This window comes from Chryseobacterium sp. JV274, from assembly GCF_903969135.1.
Classification (GTDB): domain Bacteria; phylum Bacteroidota; class Bacteroidia; order Flavobacteriales; family Weeksellaceae; genus Chryseobacterium.
This window is the reverse complement of the sequence record NZ_LR824569.1, coordinates 3,509,350-3,534,335: the sequence shown is the minus strand read 5'-3', so window position 1 is coordinate 3,534,335 and position 24,986 is coordinate 3,509,350. Positions and strand designations below refer to the sequence as shown.

The following is a 24,986-nucleotide window of genomic DNA, read 5'->3' as shown; positions in this document are numbered from 1 at the left end:
AATTATAAAGTTTCACCCGTTTTTTTGTTAACTCTCACTTTCTTATCTCCTTCGATTTTGTAACCGATTTTGATAGCTTTTCCGTCTTTACCAACTAAAGCTACGTTTGAGATATGAATAGAAGCTTCCTTTTCAGTAATTCCTCCTTGAGGATTTGAAGCTGAAGGCTTAACGTGTTTTTTAACGATGTTAAGTCCTGCAACGATTACTCTAGGGTCTTTTCCTTCTTTCTTAATCACTTCAATAACTTCACCAGTCTTACCTTTGATATCTTTCTTACCAGTAGTAATGATTACGTTATCTCCTCTTTTTATTTTTAACTTTGACATTTCTTTTAAAAATTTTTAAAATTAAAGTACTTCAGGAGCTAATGAAATGATTTTCATATATTCTTTGTCTCTCAACTCACGAGCAACTGGTCCGAAAACACGCGTTCCTCTCATTTCTCCCGCTGCGTTTAGTAATACACAAGCATTGTCGTCGAATTTGATGTATGAACCATCTTTTCTTCTTACTGCTTTTTTAGTTCTTACTACTACAGCTTTAGATACCTGACCTTTTTTAGCATTTCCTGATGGTGTAGAATCCTTGATAGTAACAACGATTTTATCACCAACTGAAGCATATCTTCTTCTGGTTCCTCCCAGAACTCTAATAACTAGTACTTCTTTAGCACCTGTGTTATCAGCAACTTTTAATCTTGATTCTGTTTGTAACATTATTACTTAGCTTTTTCAATGATTCTTACTAATCTCCATCTCTTGCTCTTGCTCATAGGTCTAGTTTCTTGGATCAAAACTGTATCACCTTCTGTGCATTCGTTGTTCTCGTCGTGTGCAGTATATTTTTTCGTTTTCAAAACGAATTTACCGTACATCGGGTGCTTTACTCTTGTAGTTTCACTAACAACAATAGTTTTTTCCATTTTATTGCTGGAAACCACTCCGATTCTTTCTTTTCTTAAATTTCTATCCATTGTAAAATGAAATTATTGTTTGTTAGTTAACTCAGTGTTTAGTCTTGCGATTGTTTTTCTCAAATCTCTGATTTGAATCGGGTTTTCAATTGGGCTGATGGCATGAGCTAATTTCAATTTAGAATATTGAGCTTTTGCTTCAGTTAATTGAGCTTGAATATCACCCGCGCTTAAATTTTTAATATCAGCATTTTTCATTGTATTCAAAGATTATAGAGGTTTAACAAAATCGTTAGCAACGATGAATCTAGTAACTACTGGTAATTTTTGTGCAGCAAGCCTTAAAGCTTCCTTAGCGATTTCGTAAGGTACACCTCCGATTTCGAACATAATTTTACCTGGTTTTACTACAGCTACCCAATATTCAACAGCACCCTTACCTTTACCCATACGTACTTCCGCTGGTTTCTTAGTAATTGGCTTATCTGGGAAGATTTTGATCCATAGTTGACCTTCTCTCTTCATATATCTTGTCGCAGCAATACGAGCTGCTTCAATCTGTCTTGCAGTGATCCAAGCTCCTTCCGTTGCTTTGATCCCAAAAGTTCCGTAAGCAAGTTGACTACCTCTCTGGGCATTCCCCTTCATCTTCATCTTGTGAACTCTACGGAATTTGGTTCTTTTTGGTTGTAACATAATTTCTAAATTTTAGATTTTAGATTTTAGATTTTAGATTTTTTTTAATTTTAAAAAAGTAACGGTAATTTAAAATTCAAAATTTCTAATCTAAAATTTTAATTATTATTGTTATTGTTGTTGTTTTTTCTAGGTCTTCTGTTGTCTCTGTCTCCACCTCTGTTTCCTCTGTCTGACTGACCTCCTTTTTTCTGTTGTCCCACTAGTGGAGAAAGTTCTCTTTTACCGTAAACTTCACCTTTCATGATCCAAACTTTTACACCTAGTCTACCGTAAGTAGTGTGAGCTTCTGCCCAGTGGTAATCAATATCAGCTCTGAAAGTTGACAATGGAATTCTTCCGTCTTTGAAAGATTCTGATCTTGCCATTTCAGCTCCGTTCAATCTACCAGAGATTTGAACTTTGATACCTTCAGCACCCATTCTCATAGTACTTGCCATTGCCATTTTAACAGCTCTTCTGTAAGAAATTCTGTTTTCAATTTGCTTAGAAATACTATCAGCAACTAATACAGCATCTAATTCAGGTCTTTTGATTTCGAAAATGTTGATTTGAATATCCTTACCAGTAAGTTTCTTCAATTCTTCTTTCAATTTATCAACTTCCTGACCTCCTTTACCGATGATAAGTCCCGGTCTAGCAGTAGTAATTGTAACTGTTACTAATTTTAGTGTTCTTTCAATATAAATTTTTGAAATACCACCTTTAGATAATCTAGCCTCAAGGTATCTTCTGATTTTGTAGTCTTCAGCGATTCTGTCTCCATAATCTTTTCCACCAAACCAGTTAGAATCCCAACCTCTGATGATACCTAATCTATTACCAATTGGATTTGTCTTCTGTCCCATACCTTGATTAATTTTCTTTTTTACCTAAGATTAATGTAATGTGGTTTGATCTTTTTCTGATTCTATACCCTCTACCTTGTGGAGCTGGTCTTAGTCTCTTCAATTGTCTTGCACTGTCTACAAAAATTTCTTTAACGATAAGATTAGCTTCTTCAATATCAGCACCTTCGTTTTTAGTTTGCCAGTTAGCCATTGCAGAAAGCAATACTTTTTCTAACTTGTTAGATGCGTCTTTTTTAGAATATTTTAGAATGTATAAAGCTTTGTCTACCTGTTCTCCTCTAATGATATCAGCTACTAATCTCATTTTTCTTGGAGAAGATGGGCAATCATTGTGTATTGCTTTTACTACATCTTGGTTTGTCAATTTACGTGCTAATGCACTTTCTCTTTTTCTTGATCCCATGATTATCTGCTTCCTTTGTTTTTGTTACCACCATGACCTCTGAAAGATCTTGTTGGAGAAAATTCGCCTAGCTTGTGACCAACCATGTTTTCTGTAACATAAACAGGGATAAAAGATTTCCCGTTGTGTACTGCAATAGTTTGTCCTACGAAGTCTGGAGAGATCATTGATGCTCTAGACCAAGTTTTGATAACTGTCTTCTTACCAGACTCTATATTTGTCTGAACCTTCTTATCTAAAGTATGATGAATGAATGGTCCTTTTTTAAGTGATCTTGCCATAATTATTTACGTTTAGATATGATATGACGGTTAGACGCTTTATTTTTCTTTCTGGTTTTGTACCCTTTAGCAGGCATACCGTTTCTAGATCTTGGGTGACCTCCTGAAGAACGTCCTTCACCACCTCCCATTGGGTGATCTACAGGGTTCATTACAACAGCTCTTGTTCTAGGTCTTCTACCTAACCATCTGCTTCTACCAGCCTTACCTGATACAGTTAATTGGTGATCTGAGTTGGAAACTGAACCAATCATTGCCATACATTCAGTAAGGATCATTCTTGATTCTCCTGAAGGCAACTTGATGATTGCATATTTACCGTCTCTAGAAGTTAATTGAGCTGAAGAACCAGCACTTCTTGCTAAAATAGCACCTTGTCCAGGTTTCATTTCAACACAAGAGATTACAGTACCCAATGGAATGTTTTTCAATTTCATTGCGTTACCTACGTTTGGTTCAACGCTTTCTCCTGATACTACCTTCTGATCAACTTTGATACCGTTTGGAGCGATGATATATCTCTTCTCTCCATCAGCATACTCTAATAAAGCGATAAATGCAGTTCTGTTTGGATCATACTCTACAGTTTTTACAGTTGCTTCAACGTTTGCTTTGTTTCTTTTGAAGTCAATAATTCTGTATTTCTTTTTGTGTCCACCTCCGGTGTAACGCATGGTCATTTTACCAGTTTGGTTACGTCCACCTGACTTACTAATACCAACTGTTAGAGATTTCTCTGGTTTGTTGGTAGTAATTTCTTCAAAATTGTTTACAATTCTGAATCTCTGTCCCGGGGTGATAGGTTTTAATTTTCTAACAGACATTACTATTATTTATAATTAATAATTAATTTACAGCAAAAATATCGATAACCTCACCTTCAGCAAGTTTGATTACCGCTTTTTTCAATTTGTTTGTCTTTCCTACTTGAAGACCTTTTTTAGTGTACTTTGAAGAAACCTTCGGAGCATAAATCATTGTATTAACGTCTGCTACTTTTACACCGTAAGCTGCTTCAACAGCTTTTTTAATCTGGATTTTATTCGCCTTAGGTTCAACTAAGAAAGAATAAGAACCTCTTAAATCTGTAAGGTAATTAGCCTTTTCTGAAATAACTGGTTTAATAATAATAGGCATGACTTATTTCTTTAAATTTTCCTGGAATTTTTCAACTGCACCTTCGAAGAAAATAATCTCACCTGCATTTACTAAATCGTAAGAACTGATCTCGTTGAAGTTCATTACTTTAGTTTTAGGCAAGTTTCTTGAAGATAAATACACATTCTTGTTAGCTTCAGGAAGAACGAATAAAGATTTTTTACCGTTAAGTTCCAATGCATTTAATACATTGATGAAATCTTTAGTCTTAGGAGCACCAAAGCTCAAATCTTCTAAAACTTTAATGCTGTTGTCTCTCATTTTCTGAGATAAAACAGATTTCTTAGCTAATCTCTTAAGAGCTTTGTTCAATTTGAATCTGTAATCTCTTGGCTTAGGTCCGAATACTCTACCTCCACCTCTGAAAGTTGGAGATTTAATATCACCATATCTAGCAGATCCTGATCCTTTTTGCTTCTTAAGCTTTTTAGTAGAAGCAGTAATTTCGCTTCTTTCTTTTGCTTTATGAGTTCCTTGTCTTTGTGCAGCAAGGTACTGTTTAACTTCTAAGTAAACCGCGTGCTGATTTGGCTCAATTCCGAATACTGTTTCGTCTAGAGTTACTTTTCTTCCGGTCTCTTTTCCTGATGTATTTAATACTACTAGTTCCATTTTCTGATAATTACATAAGAATTTTTAGCTCCCGGAACAGCACCTTTTACTACTAAAAGATTTTGTTCTTGATCAACTTTTAACACTTGAAGGTTTTGAACAGTTACCTGCTCACCTCCCATTCTTCCAGCCATTCTCATCCCTTTGAATACTCTTGAAGGGTCTGAACCAGCACCGATAGAACCTGGAGCTCTAAGTCTGTTGTGCTGACCATGAGTTGCCTGCATTACACCTCCAAATCCGTGTCTTTTAACAACACCCTGGAAACCTTTACCTTTTGAAGTTCCTGTTACGTCAACATATTCACCTTCCGTGAATAGATCAACTTTTACTTCTTCTCCTACTTTTACTTCATCAACGAATTCTCTGTAGAATTCTACTAATTTAGCTTTAGGAGCAGAACCAGCCTTTTTAAAATGGCCAGCTAACGCTTTACCAACGTTCTTCTCACTCTTGTCATCGAAACCTAATTGAACAGCTTTATAACCGTCTTTTTCTATGGTTCTGACCTGTAAAACCGAGCATGGACCTGCCTGAATAACCGTACAAGGAATGTTTTTTCCTTCTTCGTTAAACAAAGACGTCATACCGATTTTTTTACCAATAATACCTGACATTGTTTATATTATAATAAAATTTATCCTTTATTTATCCCCATTTTTTGGAAGTCTGAAGTAATTTCTACTTTTGATATAGGCATACTACGCTCCTAAAATGAGTGTGCAAATTTATGAATAATTTTATAACTGACAAATATTTCGAGTAAAATATTTTGATTTTTAATCGATTAGGTAATTTTGAAAAAAATTAGAACAACTTTCTCAAAGATTTATTTTGATTTAAAAAAAAGAAATTAAAATGAAGACCTTATTGAGCAACAACTGTCACCCCAACTTCTTCCAGCCCAGCCCTGTCTTCAGCAGAAATACCATTATCAGTAATCAGATAATCCACCTGATCCAAAGCGGCAATCTTACCAAATCCTTTCTTATTCAGTTTGGAAGAATCCGCAAGAATTACAGTTTGATCTGCGCACTCCATCATAATCTGGTTCAGATGGGCTTCTGCAGCATTGGAAGTACTGATTCCGAATTCCGGATCAATACCATCAACTCCAAGAAAGAGTTTATTACATGAAAACTGTTTAAGAATGCCTTCGGAAATAGAACCCACTATAGAAGTAGAGCTTTTTCGTACTTCACCCCCCAGCTGTATAATATTAATATTAGGATTATTGCAAAGTTCAATTGCCACTCTCAAAGAAGATGTGAGTACCGTAAGCGGACCAAAATTCATCAGCATCCTGGCAAGATAATGCATGGTTGTTCCAGATGCTAAAATAATACAGTCGTTTTCCTGAATCAACAATAAAGCCGCTCTGGCAATAGCCTGCTTCGCCTCTACATTGATACTTTCTTTCTCTACAACATTTTTTTCATAAGCATACCTCATCTGCTTACTTGCCCCTCCATGATTTCTGAAAAGAAGCCCCAGACTTTCGAGATAGTTCAAATCCTTTCGGATCGTAACTGAAGAAACATTGAGTTTTTCACACAGATCCTGAACAAGAACATGTCCTTTTTCATCAAGCTCTTTCAATATTTCATCCTGTCTTGGTATTAGCTTTTCCATTTTATTCGTTTCATCAAAAATACCGTTTTTTTTTCACTTTTTAAAATTTCGTTTATTTTCTTTTTGCTTTCATTTTTAATTTATATATTTGAAAACGAAACATAAACGAAACATTTATGAAACGAAACGAAGAACTAAGTAAGTTAACCAATGTAAAAGAATGGGACTTTATTGTCATAGGAGGAGGAGCCAGTGGTTTAGGTTCAGCATTAGACGCAGTAAGCAGGGGATTCAAAACTTTATTGATTGAATCTCATGATTTTGCAAAAGCAACATCCAGCAGAAGTACCAAATTGGTACACGGCGGAGTAAGATATCTTGCCCAGGGAGATGTCGGATTGGTAAAAGAAGCATTAAAGGAAAGAGGACTTTTAGCAAAAAATGCAGCACATATCGTAAAAAATCAGTCTTTCATTATTCCAAATTACACATGGTGGGGAGGAATATACTATAAAATAGGACTGTCCATTTATGATTTCCTTGCCGGAAAACTGAGTCTGGGTAAAACGAAATACATCAGCAAATCAAAAACTGTTGAAAAGCTTCCAACTATTGAACAAAAGCACTTGATGAGTGGGGTTGTTTACCAGGACGGACAATTTGACGATGCCAGACTTGCGATTAACCTTACCCAAACCATCATTGAAAAAGGCGGAAGTGCAGTCAATTATGTAAAAGTTATTAATCTTCTAAAAGATGCTTCCGATAAAGTAATTGGTGTCGTTGCAGAAGACCAGTTTTCTAAGCAGCAATATCAGATTCATGGTAAGGGGGTCATCAACGCAACTGGTGTCTTTACGAATGACATCCTTAATATGAACAATCCTAAGCATGGTAAACTTGTAGTACCAAGCCAGGGAATTCACCTTGTATTAGATAAGTCCTTCCTGAAAAGTGATGATGCGATCATGATTCCTAAAACTTCAGACGGCAGGGTTTTATTTGTTGTTCCATGGCATGACAGAGCCTTAGTAGGAACTACAGACACTCTTTTAAAAGATGAAAGCTTTGAACCCCGCGCACTGGAAGAAGAAATTAGCTTTGTTTTAAATACTGCCAGACAATATTTAGCTAAAAAACCGACTCGTGAAGACGTAAAATCAGTTTTCGCCGGACTTCGTCCTCTTGCCGCTCCTAAAGACGGAAGCAAAAGCACAAAAGAAGTTTCCCGAAGCCATAAAGTTATTACTTCAGAAACAGGATTGGTTTCTATCATCGGAGGAAAATGGACTACCTACCGTAAAATGGCAGAAGATACCGTAGATGAAGCAATGAAAGTTCACAAGTTGGGAAATAGCCCATCTAAAACCGAACATCTTTCCATCCATGGAAATGTGAAACCAGAACAGGTAGACAGAACGAATCACCTGTACGTTTACGGATCTGATATTCCTTCTATAAAAGCACTGCAGGAAAGCAATCCCCGATATGCTCAAAAGATTCACCCAGATCATCCTTTTACTGTCGCAGAAATCGTATGGGCTGTAAGAACGGAGATGGCAGAAACTATTGAGGACATCCTGGCAAGAAGAGTTCGTTTACTGTTCCTTGACGCAAGAGCCGCTATAGACAGTGCTCATAACATAGCAAGAATTATTGCTGAGGAAAAAGGATATTCTGAAGAATGGGCCCAGCAGCAGGAAAATGAATTTATTGAATTAGCAAGAGGGTATTTATTAACACCTTATTCACCTAAAGTTATCAACCTAAATTAGCATTATATACATGAATGAAAAACTAATTCTCGCTCTAGACCAGGGGACAACGTCCTCCAGAGCGATTCTCTTCAACCACAGTGGAGAAATCAAATATGTATCGCAAAAAGATTTCGAACAGATATTTCCTACCCCGGGCTGGGTAGAGCACGATCCGAATGAAATATGGTCTTCACAGATCTCCGTAGCAGCAGAAGTTATAGCAAAAGCCGGAATCTCCGGTCTGGAAGTTGCCGCTATCGGTATTACAAATCAACGTGAAACAACCATAGTATGGGATAAAGAAACCGGTGACCCCATCTACAATGCTATTGTATGGCAGGACCGCAGAACCTCAAAATACTGTGATGAACTGAAAGAACAAGGTCATGCGGAAATGGTCAAAGAAAAAACAGGACTTGTTCTGGATGCTTACTTTTCAGCGACTAAACTAAAATGGATTCTCGATAATACAGAAGGAGCAAGACAAAAGGCTGAAGAAGGAAAATTATGTTTCGGAACCGTTGACACCTGGCTTGTCTGGAAACTTACCCGCGGAAAAATGTTTATCACGGACGTTTCCAATGCCAGCAGAACAATGCTTCTGAATATTCATACTCTAGAATGGGATAATGATTTATTAGAATTATTCAACATTCCGAAAGCTATTCTTCCTGAAGTAAAACAAAGCAGTGAAGTATATGGTGAAACGGCCACTACTCTGTTCTCTACTAAAATCCCGATTGCCGGAATTGCGGGTGATCAGCAGGCTGCTTTATTCGGGCAGATGTGTACCACTCCGGGAATGGTAAAAAACACGTACGGAACAGGCTGTTTCTTATTGATGAATACAGGAGCTGAAGCGGTTTCTTCTAAAAACAATCTTCTTACAACAGTAGCCTGGAAAATCAATGGAGAAGTGAACTATGCATTAGAAGGAAGTGTATTTGTAGGAGGTGCAGCCATTCAATGGTTAAGAGACGGTCTTAAAATCATTCATTCTTCAGATCAGGTGAACGAACTGGCTGCTTCGGTAGAAGATAATGGCGGTGTATATTTCGTTCCTGCATTAACGGGTCTTGGCGCTCCTTATTGGGATCAATATGCCCGTGGAACGATTGTAGGAATCACCCGTGGTACTACCGATGCCCATATCGCAAGAGCTACATTGGAAGGAATTGCATTTCAGGTTTATGAAATTGTAAAAGCTATGGAAGCTGATTCAGGAAGAGAGAGTCTTGAGCTAAGAGTAGACGGAGGCGCATCAGCGAGTGATCTTTTGATGCAGATACAGTCTGATTTATTTGCGGTTAAAATAACACGTCCAAAAACCTTGGAAACTACAGCACTAGGCGCAGCCTATCTTGCCGGTCTTGCAGTAGGATACTGGAAAAGTATAGACGAAATCCAGGAACAATGGATTGTAGACAAGGACTTCTACCCTCAACTGGACAGAGAACAAGTGGATAAAATGACCCACTTCTGGAAGAAAGCTGTAAAAAGTGCTCAAAGCTGGATAGAAGATTAATTCACTCACAAAAAAAAACTTATATGACCCCATTTATCGCAGAAGTTATCGGGACGATGCTTCTTATATTGTTAGGCAACGGCGTTGTAGCCAATGTTGTCTTAAAAGATACGAAAGGAAATAATTCCGGGTGGATCGTTATTACTACCGCATGGGCATTGGCCGTTTTTGTGGGAGTAACCGTTGCAGGGCCAATAAGTGGTGCCCATCTGAATCCAGCTGTAACCATTGGACTGGCCATTGCAGGAAAATTTTCCTGGGATCTCGTTCCGTCTTATATCGCAGCTCAAATGATTGGAGGAATGCTGGGTGCATTTTTGGTGTGGTTGTTCCACAAAGATCATTTTGCGATCACGGAAGATGAAGGAGCTAAACTAGCCTGCTTCAGTACTGGTCCGGCTATCAGAAAAACATCCTCTAACCTGATTAGTGAAATTATCGGAACATTTGTACTGGTATTCTGTGTTTTTTATTTTGCAGGCCCCAGCATTTCTTTACAGGCAGATCCAACCGCTAAAGTTGGACTAGGCTCTATTGGGGCCATTCCTGTTACATTTGTGGTGTGGGCAATTGGTTTATCGCTAGGAGGAACAACAGGATATGCCATAAACCCGGCAAGAGACCTTGCCCCAAGAATCATGCATGCCATCTTACCTGTAAAAGGGAGCAGTGATTGGGGATATGCCTGGATTCCTGTTATAGGCCCAATTACAGGGGCTGTTATCGCAGCAGTTATATATGGATTTTTAAAATAAACAAATGATGAAAAAAATCTTAAAGGGAATCTTTCTTCTTGCTATGGGCACAGGAAGGTTATTTTCACAGGAAAATAGTGAAACCAAGGAAACCAAAGAAGGGAGACTTGATTTTACGGCCAACATTCAGAACAATCACTTATGGAGAGGGCTTATTATTACAGACAAGCCTGTTGTGATGGGAAATATTTCCTATGCTCTGGATGCGGAGAAGAAATGGAAAGTGGGAATTTGGGGAGCTTCTGCATTAGCGGACGATAAGGACAATACCCATTATAAAGAGATCAACTACTATGTTCAGTATTCTGACGGTCGTTTTTATATTGGATTATGGGATCTTTATAACTCCAGAAATATCAACACTGCAGTGGCTGCCGATGATATCTTCAGCTATTCACAGAGAAGAACCGCCCATATTATTGATTTAAGAACAAATTATACTTTCGGGCCTTCTTTTCCAATCAATATTGAAGCTGACATTATGCTGTATGGAGGAGCCAATGCAGGAGAAGTCATTTTGGAAGCTGACGGAAGTTATAAGAAAAACAGATATTCTACGTATGTTCAGGCAAGTTATCCTGTCATCAGTGGTCAGAAAGTAAACCTGGATGCTTTTGTAGGAGCCGGATTTGCCCTTAATGACAAAACCTTTTTGTATGGTAATGGCAAAAACAGCTTTGATATTGTAAATGTAGGGGTGAAAGCAGGGAAAGTGGTTAAGATCACAGATCACTACAGTCTTCCTGTATCCATGATGGCGATGTGGAATCCGTCTAACAAGTATGCAAGGATTCAGCTTGCAGCAACCGTTTTTTAATCTGAATTTAACTAAATTACAGAAAAGCCACTTCTTTTGAAGTGGTTTTTTGTGACGTCGTTCTTCCTAAGAAAGAGAATGATTAAAAGAATTTAAAATAGGGTGAAAATCCCACCAATAACCGGGTTTTTACGGAGAATATTTTACTTAAATATATTTACTTTTGAAAAAAAAAGAATGAAAAAGATTTTCAGTTTACTCATTCTGTGTATCAGTATTTTTACATTGGCTCAGCAAGTAAAGCTTCCTTTTACCGGACACAGAAGTTTTGATATCATGAAAGGATACAGCGGTACCGGTACTCCCCACTATTATCTGGATATAAAAGCAAATGGTGATGTTCATTTTGGATATGTTCAGGTGAATCAGGCAGACGGAAAAGAAACAACAGAGGAAATCAATGCCGGAAAATATGCTTCAAATAAAGTCATGAAAGTAGTTTTCAAAGAATATGACGAGACATTTTTGATGAAATTCGACAAAGACAAGATTTATCTTACCGATGAAAGGGGAAATATTCTACATCTTGATGGATGCTGTTCTTCCAGAGAGAGCATTGATAAAGAAACCTGTAAGTGTGAAAGTGAACTTTACAAGTAGTAAAATAGTATATATAGAGAGTCGCTCCATCCGGGGCGGCTTTCTTGTTGTGAAAAGCAATCCCATCAGATTAATCACCGGGATTTTACGGTTTATACTTTGTTTAAATATCTTTATTTTTGAAGAAACATATAGCTACAATGAATTGTGGCTTCAAGAGTGATTTGTATCAATGAGACATTTTAAAATTCTATTCGTATTTCTTCTCTTTCTTGTAGTATCATGCAATAAGAGAGAAAATTATCCTTACACATTCTATTACTGGAAAACCCATCTGAAACTGGATCACGAAGAAAAGAAAACATTAGATCAGGCAACCGTTCCTTACTTGTACACCAGATTTTTTGATGTAGATAAAGTGAACGGAAAATTCCAACCGGTAGCTGTTATTACAAAAGACAAGAGTTTTCAGACGGATAAACAGATTGTTCCCACCGTTTTCATTACCAATCAGACTTTATTGGGTATTTCCACAGAAGAGGTAAGGTTTCTAGCGGAAAGTATTCATCTTTTGATTCTAAAGAAAACGGAAGAGTATCATCTGAGAACCAATAATGAAATTCAGATCGACTGTGACTGGACAGCCGGAACACGAAATGATTATTTTAAATTTCTGAAAGAACTCAAAAAGATCTCCGGAAAGGAAATTACCTGCACGCTTCGTCTTCACCAGGTAAAAGATAAAAAGCAGACCGGAATTCCTCCTGTAGAAAAAGTATATCTGATGTGCTACTCCACTTCATCACCACTGGAAAATTCTGACAAGAACTCGATTCTGGACATCAACATCCTAAAAAGCTATCTTTCAAAAATGGAAGACTACCCTATCAAAAAAATTGAAGTAGCCCTTCCTATCTATTCCTGGGGAATTGTCACCAATCATTTAGGTAAACATAAACTGATCAATGCTTTATCCAAAAGAGATCTTGAAAATTCAAATTTCAAAAAGATATCCGATCATGAAATTCAGGTTTTGAAGGACGGATTCTATTTTGGAAGTTATTTAAACAAAGGCTTCAAAATAAAAGCAGAAGAAATCTCTGAAGAACAGCTTGAAGAGGTTATCTCTTTTTTACAGAAAAAAATCCCGCATTTTAATATTATTTATTATCAATTAGATAGTAAATTTGTGTCAGATCGGAAATTTTAATCTCTCAGAGATAGAGGCACACATCTGTCAAGACCAAACCATAAACTATTACACAAAATTAAAAAAACACCACAAACCCTATGAAAAAGTATATTCTTTCACTTGCGGTTGTATCACTTTTCTATACAAAATCTGACGCCTGTGCGTGGTCAGATCCTGATTATGATTACTTCAACCTTTTTACGCAAAGCATTATTAAGGATAAAGCATACCTTCCTTTTCTGCACAACTATTCGAGCAGGTTCTACGGAGGATACAATCCATCATTGATTCCTGATGATAATATTGAAACATGGAAAAAGTTCTTTAACAATCAGCTTAGCTATACCGAAACTCAGAATCTGGTATATAAGATGAGTATGAACGACCTGAATGCCTTAAAGAATGGAAGCCCAGCAAATCCACTTCTACAAAAGCTAGGAACAGGATTCTACCAAAAATATAAGGAAGGTCTTGATTATTTGATTGAAGCCAAGTATCTGGAACCTTATATGAGCATCAATTATGTTGAAAGTGATAATTCATTTTATTATGACAGAGATGCCAACAGGAAAAATGCCACAGCTCTTGATTATAATAAAACCATTGCTGCGTTAACGTCTTTGTACAATGCGGCAAGAAACCCTGAGATCAAACAACGCTACGGATACCAGCTGGTGCGTCTGAATCATTATACCAGAAACTATGATTCCGCAATGCAGGCTTTCAAAACCTACGTTGCTCCAATCAAACTGAAAGGAACGGTTTACTTCATGTCTCTGGACCAATTGGCAGGAGCACAGAGAGGATTGGAAATGAACAGCGATGCCAACTGGAATTTCTTTCAGGTATTCATGAACAGCAAAGACCGCAAGGAATCTGCATTTGTTTCTATGAAACTTTCTGATACGGCATCTTTCAGCAATATTATGAAAAGAGCCAATACTAATGAAGAAAAGAATATGGCTTATTTCCTTTTAGGGTATGAAGACTTCAACAATCCGATTCCTACCATGGAAAAGATGTATGAGATCAATCCTGATTCTGAGATCCTGAAGGTAATGGCCGCAAGAAGCATCAATGAACTGGAAAGAAGTTATCTCCCTACTTATTATTACACTTCAGACGCTGCCAATAGTCCGTATATACAAAGAGGAAAAGCTGACAACAATACTTCTTCAAAAGATGCTAAAGCCACTTCTACAACTGAAGTAAAGGAGGAGAAGATTTCTTTCTGGCAAAAAATTGTAAGGTTTTTTAAAAACCTGTTCGGAGGTTCAAAATCTAAAGAATCTGCTGATGGAAAGAAAACGGATCAAAGCGATGACGAATTGCTGGACAATCCAAACAGAATTCCATTCTACACCACTTCCGGCTATGGATATGATGATAAGATGAAGGACTATCTTGACGACCTTCAAAAATTCACTGACAAAACGAAAGAGAAGTCTAAGGACGAATATTGGCAGATCGCAGATGCTTATCTTAAATTCCTGAAAAAAGATTACAAAGGAAGTACAGAAATCCTGGAAGATATTAAAACAACGAATCCTGAATATCTGGAAGAGATCAAACGAATGAAAGTTCTGAATGACATTGTTTCCCAGCCAAGGATTGACGCCGCCTATGAGGATCACCTGATGAAAGATTATGCTGAATATTTCGTGGAGAAAAAGGTAGAGAAAGACACAGCCACTACAGATAATTTCGATTATTATGGTGAAGTACCTTCTACTGCAGATTTCCTAAAGGATGTTATGGCAAACCGTTATTTCCTTCAGGGAGAAGACGGAAAATCATTCCTGATGAACAATAAGCTTTCGGATCTTCAATACAATCCTAACTCTGGTCTTGTGAAGAGTGTGGAAGAGTTTTACAGAAAGCCAAATAAAACTCAGTTTGAGCAGCAAATCATTGCTAAAAATATGGATAGCGTAGGTAATATTGATGCTTTCTTCAATACCATTTACGGGGACAGAGCTATGAGACTTGCCGATTTTGAAAAGGCGAAGTCTTATTATGAAAAAGCAAAAAGCTTTGCCGGTATTCCAAGACAGAATTACGAATGGACAGAAAAGAATGGCCAAACGATCACTCCAAAACAATATACTTCTGCAGAGTATGATGGATTTAAAAATATATCAAATCTTGTATTCGGGCATAATGTTTGGGAAAGTTTCGGAAGTCCTGATGCAGAAAGTATGAAAACTGAGAGCTATACTGATTTTCCTTTCATTAAAACCAACATGGACAAACTTGAATTAGCTGATGTATTGATTCAGCTTAAAAAGATAGGAAACGGAACGGATGAAAAAGCCGCAAAAGCTAACCAGCTTATCGGAAATCTATTGTACAACACCTCTATTTTAGGATATTACCGCGAGTTGTTTGTAATGGATATTGACAACAGCAACGGAGGCAAATATGACTTCTGGAATACAGACAGAAAGAATCCTTACAAGTATTATTATAAGAACTTCCTGGACACTTCTTATATTGAACCTGATAATTTTGATCTGTCGATCAACTATTATCAAAAGGCACTTAAGCTTTCCAACAATAAAGAAGAAAAAGCAAGAATCTTATTCCAGATGGCAAGTGCCGAACAGGGTAAATATTATCAGTACGAAGCAAAAGCTCCAAAAGATTTTGATTATTCTGATCCGAAGTGGTCCGAAAAAGAAGACGCCCGCCAAAAGGAAATGGACAATCTTAAAAATCAGAAGTACAGAACCTATTTTGCTCAGTTAAAAACTCAGTATTCTGAGACCGAAGCTGCTAAAAGCCTGATGGGAAGCTGTAGTTATTTCAGCTATTTTATGAAACGATGATTCTAAAGAGAATGTATAGAAGTTTGTATAAAATGAAGATTACATATTTTAGATGGAGTTCAAGACAAGCTTATTATTTATCAGACAAAAAAAGGAATCATTTAGATTCCTTTTTTTGTTCTTGCTTCTGTAACCATTCTTCATGCTTCTCTCTGAAAAAATCGTGTTTATAGTTCTGGTTTCTCTTTGCGGCATCAATAGAATGAGACATATGAATATCAGTATCTTCCTTAGCAAACTGAGCCAGGTTCTCGTAATAAAGATGAAGCTGGTCAAGTTCTGCTTCCGTAAGATCTTCAATATCTACAATTCTGTTGCTTGCCTTTTCGTGAGCGGCTATAATTTCGTTCAGTTTGATCTGTATGGCTTTTGAATCTTTATTCTGGGCTTTCTGAATGAGGAAAACCATCAGAAAGGTAATGATCGTAGTTCCGGTATTGATTACCAGCTGCCAGGTTTCTGAATAGTTAAAAAAAGGACCTGTAACTGCCCATATTACTACGATAAGGAAGGCCCCGATAAAAGCAGATGGACTTCCGGTAAATTTTACAGCCCAGTTTGAAAATTGTTCAAAAAAATGATGACCTTTATGACTCATAGCTTCTGTTTTTATATACTAAATGTATAAAAATTAATCCGAAATCATGAAAAGGCTAAGAATATGAGGTATCTAAATATTTTGGGTTGTTTTTATTTCATTTTTCTGAATCTATGCCACCAGATCATAAACCCTGTCACCGGCAGCGAACAACCGATAAGAGAAACTATAAAGTAGAGAATAATACTTGGCAATCCCATGATTTCTCCCGTATGTAAAGGTTTTGCTAAAGATGTAAACTGTTTGTTCAAAGGTTTGTCAGAAAACAGTTCTTTTGTTTTGAAAACTCCCGTTTTATCAAATGTTACTTCGTCCGGGAACATCATTCCAAGGAAGTTTTCTCTGTTGGTTTTGATAACAACATACCGCGGATTTTCTTTATTGGGGAGCTCTATACTTGTAACAGCATTGTAAGGAAGATGACGGTCTGCCAGCTTTAAAATATTATCCACAGAAGCGGAAGTAGCGTCTTTCAGGTTTTTCTTTTCATCCTGTTTCTGAAGCATATCTTCCAGAAGTCCCCCGAAAGCATCATCTCCACTGTCTTTTTCTTTTGAAATATTATCTATTGACGATCCTCCCAGGCTTATGATGAGAGTATTCTTTACCCACGGATACGTCACATACAATCCGGTAACAGCAATAAAGAAAAGCATGAGAAATGTATAAAACCCCAGTGTATTGTGCAGATCATAATTGACCCTTTGAAATTTTGCTTTGAACATGACAGTGAGTCCCTGTTTCAAAAACTTCAGTTTCTTCGGGAGCCAAAGAATAAATCCTGAAATCAGCAGAATACAGAACATAAGAACTGAAGCTCCTACAATCTGTCTTCCTACATTTCCCATCATCAGATTTCTATGAAGATCCAGAACAACTTCAAAGAATCTACCGGAGTCAACATTGGGCTGTCCAAGAACTTCTCCTGTATATTGGTTGTAGTAAGTACTTTTATCCAAATTATTTTCACGGTAACCGACCACGTAACTTTTCCCTTTATCATCGGGAATCATCAGAGAAGTAAGTTCTTTACTATGTTTTAATAATTCCACCTGGATCAGATCAAGATTCATCGCTTTTTCTGAACCCGGACTTATGTAAACTTTATCTCTGTTGCTAAAATCGGTAATCTGATTTTTGAATGCATAGAGGCATCCGGTAAGACACATGATAAAAACAATACTGCTTGATAAAAGTCCCAGCCAGAGATGAATGATCCACATCAGGTATTTTGTAACCGATTCGTTTTTTCTTCTTTTCCTGTAAAGGCTTTTAAGTAATACTCTCATTATTTAACAGCAAAAACATTAAGACAGTTGTACCGTCTTAATGTTTTAAATTAAAATTGATATGAATAAATTAAAAAAAGTTAATACAAATTCGGGAAAGGAAGCATGAAGCTTTTGATGGAAGTTATTTAGTCTAAAAGATTACTGACCAAACTTTAATCTACATTCACCAAATTGAATACGTTTTCTTAAAAGTAGTAAGAACTTTTAGCCCAATATCATATCCATCTCCTTCTTCCTGCTTCCAGCCCTCACTGGTATCAATGTCGTTTATTTTCTTCCTTTGAACTGAACTTCTTTTACGATTTCTTCAAATTTAGTATAGTGTTCAGGACTTAGTGCTTTCTGAATAGCAGCTTTTCTCTGGGTATCAAATTTCTCCCAGTATTCTTTTGCCAGATCGTTGTTCCCATGATATACATCGTGCGCATCATTGAATGCTTTTTCAAAGGCATCATTCGCAGCATTTACTACTTTGAACTCTTCTTCGGAAAGCTGTGCTTCCGTTTTGATTCTTTCTAACAATACATTGTCATATCTTGGTCTTTTTCTGGAATTTTCATCTACAAACTTATTGAACTTTTCCATCTGAGGACCATCTAAAACGGTAGCCATTTCAATAGACTGCTGCGCTCTCAGTTCTTCATTCTTTATTCCTAAAGCTACGCGGTCCATATTACCACCCTGAGCTTTTGCTGCCTGAAAATTCTGCTCCTGAAGCTGCTGATATTTTGCAGTGATCTCGTTAAAGCTCTTTTCCTGTTCAGGAGTAAGTTTCACTTCTGTTTTAAACTGATTATAATCTATTCCTTTCTTTTTGTCTCCGGAACATGACACAGCTGCTGCGCCAAGAGCCAATGCTAAGAATATAGTTTTGATACTTTTCATAATGAATAATTTTGTTGATTAGAATTTATAGTTTACCTGTACAGCAAAGTTTCTTGGCTGAATCTGATCGATATATCCTCCTCTGAAATAAGAGCTGTATCCTACGCTATCAAAAATGTTATTAAAGAATACTCTTATTCCCATTCCATTTTTCAGTGTATATCCTGCCTGGGCATCTACGGTAGTATATTCCGGCATATCGAAAGGTTTGTCTCCAGGCTTCACACTGTTCAGGTGACCTGCTGTAAATGTTTTCTGAGTCCATTCGTCAACCGGTCTTTTTCCTACATAATAAATTCCCGCCCCTACATCAAGTCCTGATAAAGTACCTTTATTGAATTTATAATTCAGCCATCCGTTTGCAGTATGCTTAGGAGCGTTCATTGGTGCAGATCCGTTCATGTAAGCTGGGCTGTCCTGATACTGAGCATCCAGATATGCCCATCCGGACATTACCTGAAGGTTTGGCAGAATTCGTCCGATCAATTCTACTTCCACTCCTTTTCTTCTAAGGTTTCCTGCAAGACCATACATAGTTTGTTTGTCAATCACAACAGGGTTATAATTTTCGTCAAGAATAGTGAAAGAAAGATGATCTGTTTTAATATCAAATACCGTTACATTAAATCTTAAACGCTCATTAAACCAATCTGATTTAATACCAGCTTCCCATTGTTTAGTCATTGACGGGCCTACTCTTCCACCATCTAAAAGGAAATTATTAGAAGATCTTAAAGATGTGGTTGTAGTATACGATCCAAATACATTAACATTTGGAAGTGGAGAAACAATCAATCCGAAATTAGGGTTCCATGTATCTACAGATTCATTGGCAGAACCATTGAGCCTGCTGTAACGAAGTCCCAAATGAGCTTTTACATATTTTCCAATCGTCATCACATCCTGAGCCATTGCACCGATACTTGGTGTCAATACTGCGTTTGATCTTCCCAGATTTTTATAAATGACATTTACCGGAAGTTGGTTCGGGATATTTCCGTTCACTACGTCAACAATATCAAGTGGATTAGCCGCATAGGTTGTATTTCCGATTTTTGTATTACGTGCAGTAATTAAATTCCCGGGTGCAATTGAGTTTTTGTATGCTTCAAAGGTTGTAGAAGAGGTTTCTGTTTCTCTCCAGTCAAAACCAACCTGGAATGTGTGTTTAATAAATCCGGTCTTTATCTGCTCTCCAATGAAGTCTAACTGTAATACTTTGTTGATATCTTCTCCCTGTGATTTTCCTATAGTACGCTGTCTGATATTGTAGTTGGTTTCACCAGCAGGCAATGACACGGATGAAGCTTCAGAATCTGTATTACTTACGGAATTCACGAAAGCTGCTCTCACTTTTAATTTGTCCGTAATGTTACGTACGATTGTAGTCGCAAAGTTGTAGGCTTCAGTTTTTGAATAATCAGATGTATATCCTAAAAACTTTCCTTTTGGCATGTGATATAATGCTTCAATAGTTCCTGGAGCAAGGTTTATTGTTCCTCTGTCCGGTGTTCTTTTATCATGAAGATAATCCATTTCCACATTGATTAATGTTTTATCATCCGGACGGAAAGCGACAGATGGGTTTACATAAATCCTTTCTCCCTGTACATGGCTTCTGAATGAATTATTATTTTGGTACGCTCCATTGAACCTCAAAGCTACTTTTCCCTGAGGATCCAATACTCTTTGGAAGTCTACTGTAGGTCTGTAAAAATCCCAGCTTCCATAACGGAATCCTACATTAGTCTGATCAATAAACTGAGGTCTTTTTGTTACAACATTAATCACACCTCCTGCAGATCCCAAACCATTTCCTATTCCCTGACCAATAGCAGCAGATCCTTTGATAACCTGAATACTTTCTACACCCTGCATATCAGTGATCATCCCTGCGGTACGGAAATCTGAATCCAGCTGAACTCCGTTTTTCAGTACAGGAACTCCACGATATCCTCTGATTGACATACTTTCGTTTCCTCCGCCATAGCTTGAAAATAGGGTTACCCCCGGAACGTTTTTCGCAACATCAGTGACTGTAAGCGCTCCTAATTCTTCAATTGCTTTATGGGAAATCACAGAAATACTTTGAATCTGATCTCTGGTTTTCAATGGCAATCTGGTAATTGCGTCCAACCCTTGTGGTTGTTTCTTTTTTTCACCAAACAGTTCTACTTCTTCAATTTTCTTGTGTTTAACTGAATCATTTACTTTCTGCGCATTGGCCAGAACTCCACCCAATAGCAGCAGAGAAAAGGATACTACTTTATTCATCTGATAATTTTTGGCAAAATTATTATTTTTATTAATTCTAAATAAATAAACAAGAGTGACATATGTCACCTGAAAAAGAACTATTAATATCAGATCATTAATCCTTCGAAGGGACTCTTTAAAATCCCTAAACAGAACTACTCTATCGTTAAGGTTAATCTCCTTAACACTTTTTATGAGTATAGAAAGTATAATTCAAAAAAAACAGATTTGATAATGTATCCAATATGCTTTTCAGATCAATTCAAAAAAAAACCGCTCCTAAAAAGGAACGGTTTGTATAATCATTGCAAAGTATGCATTTATCACACTTTAATTTCAACGTCTACACCTGAAGGAAGTTCTAATTTCATTAGAGCATCAACAGTTTTAGAAGAAGAAGAGTAGATATCCATTAGTCTCTTGTGAGCTGATAATTGGAACTGCTCTCTTGCTTTTTTGTTTACGTGCGGAGATCTCAACACTGTGAAGATTCTCTTATTCGTTGGCAATGGAATTGGACCGTTTACAACAGCACCAGTAGCCTTTACCGTTTTTACGATTTTCTCAGCAGACTTGTCTACCAAGTTGTAATCGTAAGATTTTAGTTTTATTCTGATTCTTTGTGACATTTCTTTAATTTAAAAATTAACCTTTTGCTTTAGCTATGATTTCTTCAGCAACGTTTTGTGGAGTAGCTTGGTACTTCTCTAATTCCATAGAAGAAGTAGCTCTTCCTGATGAAAGTGTTCTTAGAGTAGTAACATATCCAAACATTTCAGAAAGTGGAACAGAACCCTTGATTACAACAGCACCGTTTTTCTCTTCCTGACCACTGATTGTACCTCTTCTTTTGTTAAGGTCACCAATGATGTTACCCATATATTCTTCCGGAGTTACAACTTCCAGTTTCATAATAGGCTCCATAATTACTGGCTTAGCAGCACGTCCCGCTTCTTTAAATCCTAATTTAGCAGCCATTTCAAATGAAAGAGCATCAGAATCCACCGCGTGGAAAGATCCGTCTTTAAGAACAACTTTAATACCTTCAACTTCGAAACCAGCCAAAGGACCGTTCTTCATTGCAGCTTTAAAGCCTTTTTCAATTGCAGGAACAAATTCTCTAGGAACGTTACCACCTTTGATCTCATTGATGAATTCTAAACCAATTTTACCTTCTTCAGCAGGTCCTAATTCAAATACAATATCAGCAAATTTACCTTTACCACCAGATTGTTTTTTGTAAACTTCTCTGTGTTGAGCAACTTTTGTTAAGTTTTCTTTGTATTCTACCTGAGGCTGTCCTTGGTTAACTTCAACTTTGAATTCTCTCTTCATACGGTCAACAATGATATCTAAGTGAAGCTCACCCATACCAGAGATAATCGTTTGTCCAGAAGCTTCGTCAGTTCTAACCGTAAACGTAGGATCTTCTTCAGCCAATTTAGCTAAAGCGTTACCCATTTTATCCTGGTCAGCTTTAGTTTTAGGCTCAACAGCGATACCAATTACCGGATCAGGGAAAACCATCGATTCAAGAACGATTGGGTTTTTCTCGTCACACATAGTATCACCAGTTTTGATAGATTTGAATCCTACCGCTGCACCAATATCACCAGCTTCAATATATTCTACTGGGTTTTGCTTGTTAGCGTGCATCTGATAGATTCTAGAGATTCTTTCTTTATCACCTGAACGAGTGTTCAAGATATAAGAACCTGCATCCAGTCTTCCAGAGTATGCTCTGAAGAATGCTAGTCTTCCCACAAACGGGTCAGTAGCAATCTTAAATGCTAATGCAGAGAAAGGCTCATCTACAGATGGTTTTCTTGTGATTTCAGCGTCAGTTCTTGGATCAGTACCTTTAATATCATCTTTATCCAATGGAGAAGGAAGGTATTTACATACCGCATCCAACATAAACTGTACTCCTTTATTCTTGAATGAAGAACCACAAGTCATTGGGATAATAGATAAATCGATAGTAGCTTTTCTAAGAGCTTCGTTGATTTCGTCTTCAGAGATTGAATCTGGATCTTCGAAGAATTTCTCCATCAAAGTCTCATCGTAGTCAGCAACAGCTTCTACTAATTTCTCTCTATATTCTAGAACTTCAGCTTTCATGTCTTCAGGGATTGGCACTACTTCGAAAGTAGCTCCTTGTCCTGCTTCATCCCAGATGATAGCTCTGTTTTTAATTAAGTCAACAACACCTTTGAAATCTTCTTCAGCACCGATTGGTAAAACGATTGGAACGGCGTTAGATCCTAACATATCTTTAACCTGGTTTACCACGTTAAGGAAGTCAGCACCTTGTCTGTCCATTTTGTTTACGAATCCCATTCTCGCAACTTTGTAGTTGTCAGCAAGTCTCCAGTTTGTTTCAGACTGAGGCTCTACTCCGTCTACTGCAGAGAATAAGAATACCAATCCATCCAATACTCTTAAAGATCTGTTTACTTCTACAGTGAAGTCAACGTGTCCCGGTGTATCAATGATGTTGAAGTGGTAAGGCTTAGTTTCAGGTAAAGCTTTTCCTTGATCCGTTGGAAAGTTCCAAGAACAAGTGGTAGCTGCAGAAGTAATAGTAATACCTCTTTCTGCTTCCTGCTCCATCCAGTCCATTGTAGAAGCACCATCGTGAACTTCACCAATTTTGTGGTTAACCCCTGTATAGAATAGAATTCTTTCTGTAGTGGTTGTCTTACCAGCATCAATGTGAGCGGCAATACCAATATTTCTTGTAAATTTAAGATCTCTTCCCATTTCAGATTAGAATTTGAAGTGTGAGAAAGCCTTGTTAGCTTCCGCCATTTTGTGAGTATCAGATTTCTTTTTGAAAGCTGCACCTTCTTCTCTAGAAGCTGCTACAACTTCATTAGCTAATTTCAAAGCCATAGACTTATCATTTCTAGCTTTAGAATATTTGATTAACCATTTCATTGCCATAGAAATTTTTCTATCAGCTCTGATTGGCATAGGGATTTGGAAGTTAGCTCCACCTACTCTTCTAGAACGTACTTCTACGTGAGGCATTACATTTGTAAGTGCATCTTTCCAGATTTCAAGTGCAGTTTTTTCGTTATCTCCTTTTTTAGTTTCTACGATCTCTAATGCATCATAGAAAATTTTGAATGCGATTGACTTCTTACCGTCAAGCATTAAGTTGTTTACGAATCTCGTTACCAATTGATCATTAAATTTCGGATCTGGTAACAACGGTCTTTTTTTCGCTTTTGTCTTTCTCATTGCTTTTGTACCTTATTTAATGATTATTTTTTCTTTCCTTTTGCAGGAGCAGCAGCTGCTTGTCCTGGTTTAGGTCTCTTAGCTCCGTACTTAGATCTTCTCTGAGTTCTTCCATTTACACCAGCTGTGTCTAATGCACCTCTTACGATGTGGTAACGTACTCCCGGTAGGTCTTTCACCCTTCCGCCTCTAACCAATACTATCGAGTGCTCCTGTAGATTATGTCCTTCGCCCGGGATATAGGCATTCACTTCTTTACCGTTAGAAAGTCTTACCCTTGCTACTTTTCTAAGTGCAGAGTTAGGTTTCTTAGGTGTAGTTGTATATACTCTCGTACATACACCACGTCTTTGTGGACAAGAATCAAGGGCAGCCGATTTGCTCTTCTTGGCAAGCGTGGCTCTTCCTTTTCTTACTAATTGTTGAATAGTAGGCATTTAATTGCTTTTTATTTTAGGGTGCAAAAATAGTAATATTTTTTTAATCTGCAAACACTTATATAAAAATTAAAATCAAATACTTACATCAGAAATTGAACATGTTTCTCCATGACAATCAGAGAACCATAATATACATAAGGAAAAGGAACAGAAAATATAAATTTCTCAGCTGAAAAAATGAGTATTAAATAATTATGAAATTTATGTTATAAAGATAACCATCACAATTCTTCATTTAAAACAAAACCCGGAACACCTCATCTGATGTATCCAAACTATTTTAAAAAACTTTCGTATAGTTATCATCTATTAATATTCAAGGGAGTTCGGCATGATATTTCGTAAATTTGGAGTATACAAAATGAT

General features: G+C 37.1%; 28 protein-coding genes. 7 read left to right on the top strand and 21 right to left on the bottom strand.

Annotated elements, in window-relative coordinates; all coding sequences use genetic code 11:
• Positions 1-2: 2 nt before the first annotated feature.
• From rplX to CHRYMOREF3P_RS16225, 13 genes are all read right to left on the bottom strand, one after another.
• Positions 3-329 (bottom strand): 50S ribosomal protein L24, encoded by a 327-nt coding sequence (gene rplX / locus CHRYMOREF3P_RS16285; protein ID WP_047376572.1) that lies wholly within the window; start codon positions 327-329, stop codon positions 3-5.
• Between the two features lie 21 nt (positions 330-350).
• The gene (rplN, locus tag CHRYMOREF3P_RS16280; protein WP_002983226.1) at positions 351-719 is read right to left on the bottom strand and encodes a 50S ribosomal protein L14; all 369 of its coding nucleotides are present in this window, start codon (positions 717-719) and stop codon (positions 351-353) included.
• 2 nt (positions 720-721) lie between these two features.
• Entirely contained in the window at positions 722-976 is a 255-nt protein-coding gene (gene rpsQ, locus CHRYMOREF3P_RS16275) for a 30S ribosomal protein S17 (RefSeq protein WP_027387210.1), read from the bottom strand.
• A gap of 12 nt (positions 977-988) precedes the next feature.
• Positions 989-1,174 (bottom strand): 50S ribosomal protein L29, encoded by a 186-nt coding sequence (gene rpmC, locus CHRYMOREF3P_RS16270; protein ID WP_034694678.1) that lies wholly within the window; start codon positions 1,172-1,174, stop codon positions 989-991.
• 12 nt (positions 1,175-1,186) lie between these two features.
• Positions 1,187-1,612 (bottom strand): 50S ribosomal protein L16, encoded by a 426-nt coding sequence (gene rplP, locus CHRYMOREF3P_RS16265; RefSeq protein WP_077413596.1) that lies wholly within the window; start codon positions 1,610-1,612, stop codon positions 1,187-1,189.
• 98 nt (positions 1,613-1,710) lie between these two features.
• Positions 1,711-2,460, bottom strand: a complete 750-nt coding sequence (gene rpsC, locus CHRYMOREF3P_RS16260) for a 30S ribosomal protein S3 (RefSeq protein ID WP_077413595.1) — start codon at positions 2,458-2,460, stop codon at positions 1,711-1,713.
• A 7-nt stretch (positions 2,461-2,467) separates the two neighbouring features.
• The gene (gene rplV, locus CHRYMOREF3P_RS16255) at positions 2,468-2,866 is read right to left on the bottom strand and encodes a 50S ribosomal protein L22 (RefSeq protein WP_034694674.1); all 399 of its coding nucleotides are present in this window, start codon (positions 2,864-2,866) and stop codon (positions 2,468-2,470) included.
• A 2-nt stretch (positions 2,867-2,868) separates the two neighbouring features.
• Complete coding sequence (gene rpsS / locus CHRYMOREF3P_RS16250; RefSeq protein ID WP_034702850.1) at positions 2,869-3,147, bottom strand: 30S ribosomal protein S19; 279 nt, start codon at positions 3,145-3,147, stop codon at positions 2,869-2,871.
• A 2-nt stretch (positions 3,148-3,149) separates the two neighbouring features.
• Positions 3,150-3,971: a 50S ribosomal protein L2 gene (rplB, locus tag CHRYMOREF3P_RS16245; RefSeq protein ID WP_047380579.1), complete on the bottom strand. Its 822-nt coding sequence runs from the start codon at positions 3,969-3,971 to the stop codon at positions 3,150-3,152.
• 22 nt (positions 3,972-3,993) lie between these two features.
• Positions 3,994-4,284 carry a 50S ribosomal protein L23 gene (rplW, locus tag CHRYMOREF3P_RS16240; RefSeq protein ID WP_180565049.1) on the bottom strand — a complete coding sequence of 97 codons (291 nt, stop codon included), beginning with the start codon at positions 4,282-4,284 and terminating at the stop codon, positions 3,994-3,996.
• Positions 4,285-4,287: 3 nt separating this feature from the next.
• Positions 4,288-4,917 (bottom strand): 50S ribosomal protein L4, encoded by a 630-nt coding sequence (gene rplD / locus CHRYMOREF3P_RS16235; protein ID WP_045491156.1) that lies wholly within the window; start codon positions 4,915-4,917, stop codon positions 4,288-4,290.
• Positions 4,908-5,534, bottom strand: coding sequence for a 50S ribosomal protein L3 (rplC, locus tag CHRYMOREF3P_RS16230; protein ID WP_077413594.1), 627 nt, complete (start codon positions 5,532-5,534; stop codon positions 4,908-4,910). The genes rplD and rplC overlap by 10 nt, the downstream gene beginning before the upstream one ends.
• Positions 5,535-5,784: 250 nt before the next feature.
• Positions 5,785-6,549, bottom strand: coding sequence for a DeoR/GlpR family DNA-binding transcription regulator (locus CHRYMOREF3P_RS16225; RefSeq protein WP_077413593.1), 765 nt, complete (start codon positions 6,547-6,549; stop codon positions 5,785-5,787).
• Positions 6,550-6,665: 116 nt separating this feature from the next.
• Here CHRYMOREF3P_RS16225 and CHRYMOREF3P_RS16220 point away from each other — a divergent pair, with 116 nt between their 5' ends.
• From CHRYMOREF3P_RS16220 to CHRYMOREF3P_RS16190, 7 genes are all read left to right on the top strand, one after another.
• The gene (locus CHRYMOREF3P_RS16220; RefSeq protein ID WP_180565048.1) at positions 6,666-8,264 is read left to right on the top strand and encodes a glycerol-3-phosphate dehydrogenase/oxidase; all 1,599 of its coding nucleotides are present in this window, start codon (positions 6,666-6,668) and stop codon (positions 8,262-8,264) included.
• 10 nt (positions 8,265-8,274) lie between these two features.
• The gene (glpK, locus tag CHRYMOREF3P_RS16215; RefSeq protein ID WP_077413591.1) at positions 8,275-9,771 is read left to right on the top strand and encodes a glycerol kinase GlpK; all 1,497 of its coding nucleotides are present in this window, start codon (positions 8,275-8,277) and stop codon (positions 9,769-9,771) included.
• Complete coding sequence (locus tag CHRYMOREF3P_RS16210) at positions 9,771-10,526, top strand: MIP/aquaporin family protein (RefSeq protein WP_262889623.1); 756 nt, start codon at positions 9,771-9,773, stop codon at positions 10,524-10,526. The genes glpK and CHRYMOREF3P_RS16210 overlap by 1 nt, the downstream gene beginning before the upstream one ends.
• Positions 10,527-10,569: 43 nt before the next feature.
• On the top strand, positions 10,570-11,343 hold the full coding sequence (locus CHRYMOREF3P_RS16205; protein WP_410493573.1) for a hypothetical protein: 774 nt from the start codon (positions 10,570-10,572) through the stop codon (positions 11,341-11,343).
• 177 nt (positions 11,344-11,520) lie between these two features.
• Complete coding sequence (locus CHRYMOREF3P_RS16200) at positions 11,521-11,943, top strand: hypothetical protein (protein WP_180565047.1); 423 nt, start codon at positions 11,521-11,523, stop codon at positions 11,941-11,943.
• Positions 11,944-12,115: 172 nt separating this feature from the next.
• Positions 12,116-13,093 carry a hypothetical protein gene (locus CHRYMOREF3P_RS16195; protein ID WP_180565046.1) on the top strand — a complete coding sequence of 326 codons (978 nt, stop codon included), beginning with the start codon at positions 12,116-12,118 and terminating at the stop codon, positions 13,091-13,093.
• 80 nt (positions 13,094-13,173) lie between these two features.
• The gene (locus CHRYMOREF3P_RS16190; protein ID WP_180565045.1) at positions 13,174-15,903 is read left to right on the top strand and encodes a hypothetical protein; all 2,730 of its coding nucleotides are present in this window, start codon (positions 13,174-13,176) and stop codon (positions 15,901-15,903) included.
• Between the two features lie 97 nt (positions 15,904-16,000).
• Here CHRYMOREF3P_RS16190 and CHRYMOREF3P_RS16185 read toward each other — a convergent pair whose 3' ends face one another.
• The 8 genes from CHRYMOREF3P_RS16185 to rpsL form a co-directional block, all read right to left on the bottom strand.
• A complete protein-coding gene (locus tag CHRYMOREF3P_RS16185) occupies positions 16,001-16,501 on the bottom strand; it encodes a low affinity iron permease family protein (RefSeq protein ID WP_077413585.1) in 501 nt (166 codons plus the stop codon).
• A gap of 92 nt (positions 16,502-16,593) precedes the next feature.
• Entirely contained in the window at positions 16,594-17,790 is a 1,197-nt protein-coding gene (locus CHRYMOREF3P_RS16180) for a PepSY-associated TM helix domain-containing protein (RefSeq protein ID WP_180565044.1), read from the bottom strand.
• Between the two features lie 270 nt (positions 17,791-18,060).
• Entirely contained in the window at positions 18,061-18,678 is a 618-nt protein-coding gene (locus tag CHRYMOREF3P_RS16175) for a hypothetical protein (protein ID WP_077413583.1), read from the bottom strand.
• 18 nt (positions 18,679-18,696) lie between these two features.
• Positions 18,697-20,952, bottom strand: a complete 2,256-nt coding sequence (locus CHRYMOREF3P_RS16170) for a TonB-dependent siderophore receptor (protein ID WP_077413582.1) — start codon at positions 20,950-20,952, stop codon at positions 18,697-18,699.
• A 305-nt stretch (positions 20,953-21,257) separates the two neighbouring features.
• Positions 21,258-21,563, bottom strand: coding sequence for a 30S ribosomal protein S10 (rpsJ, locus tag CHRYMOREF3P_RS16165; protein WP_002661363.1), 306 nt, complete (start codon positions 21,561-21,563; stop codon positions 21,258-21,260).
• A 16-nt stretch (positions 21,564-21,579) separates the two neighbouring features.
• Positions 21,580-23,697 (bottom strand): elongation factor G, encoded by a 2,118-nt coding sequence (fusA, locus tag CHRYMOREF3P_RS16160; protein WP_077413581.1) that lies wholly within the window; start codon positions 23,695-23,697, stop codon positions 21,580-21,582.
• Positions 23,698-23,703: 6 nt separating this feature from the next.
• A complete protein-coding gene (rpsG, locus tag CHRYMOREF3P_RS16155) occupies positions 23,704-24,180 on the bottom strand; it encodes a 30S ribosomal protein S7 (RefSeq protein WP_034694654.1) in 477 nt (158 codons plus the stop codon).
• Between the two features lie 23 nt (positions 24,181-24,203).
• On the bottom strand, positions 24,204-24,617 hold the full coding sequence (rpsL, locus tag CHRYMOREF3P_RS16150) for a 30S ribosomal protein S12 (protein ID WP_002983146.1): 414 nt from the start codon (positions 24,615-24,617) through the stop codon (positions 24,204-24,206).
• Between the last annotated feature and the right edge of the window lie 369 nt (positions 24,618-24,986).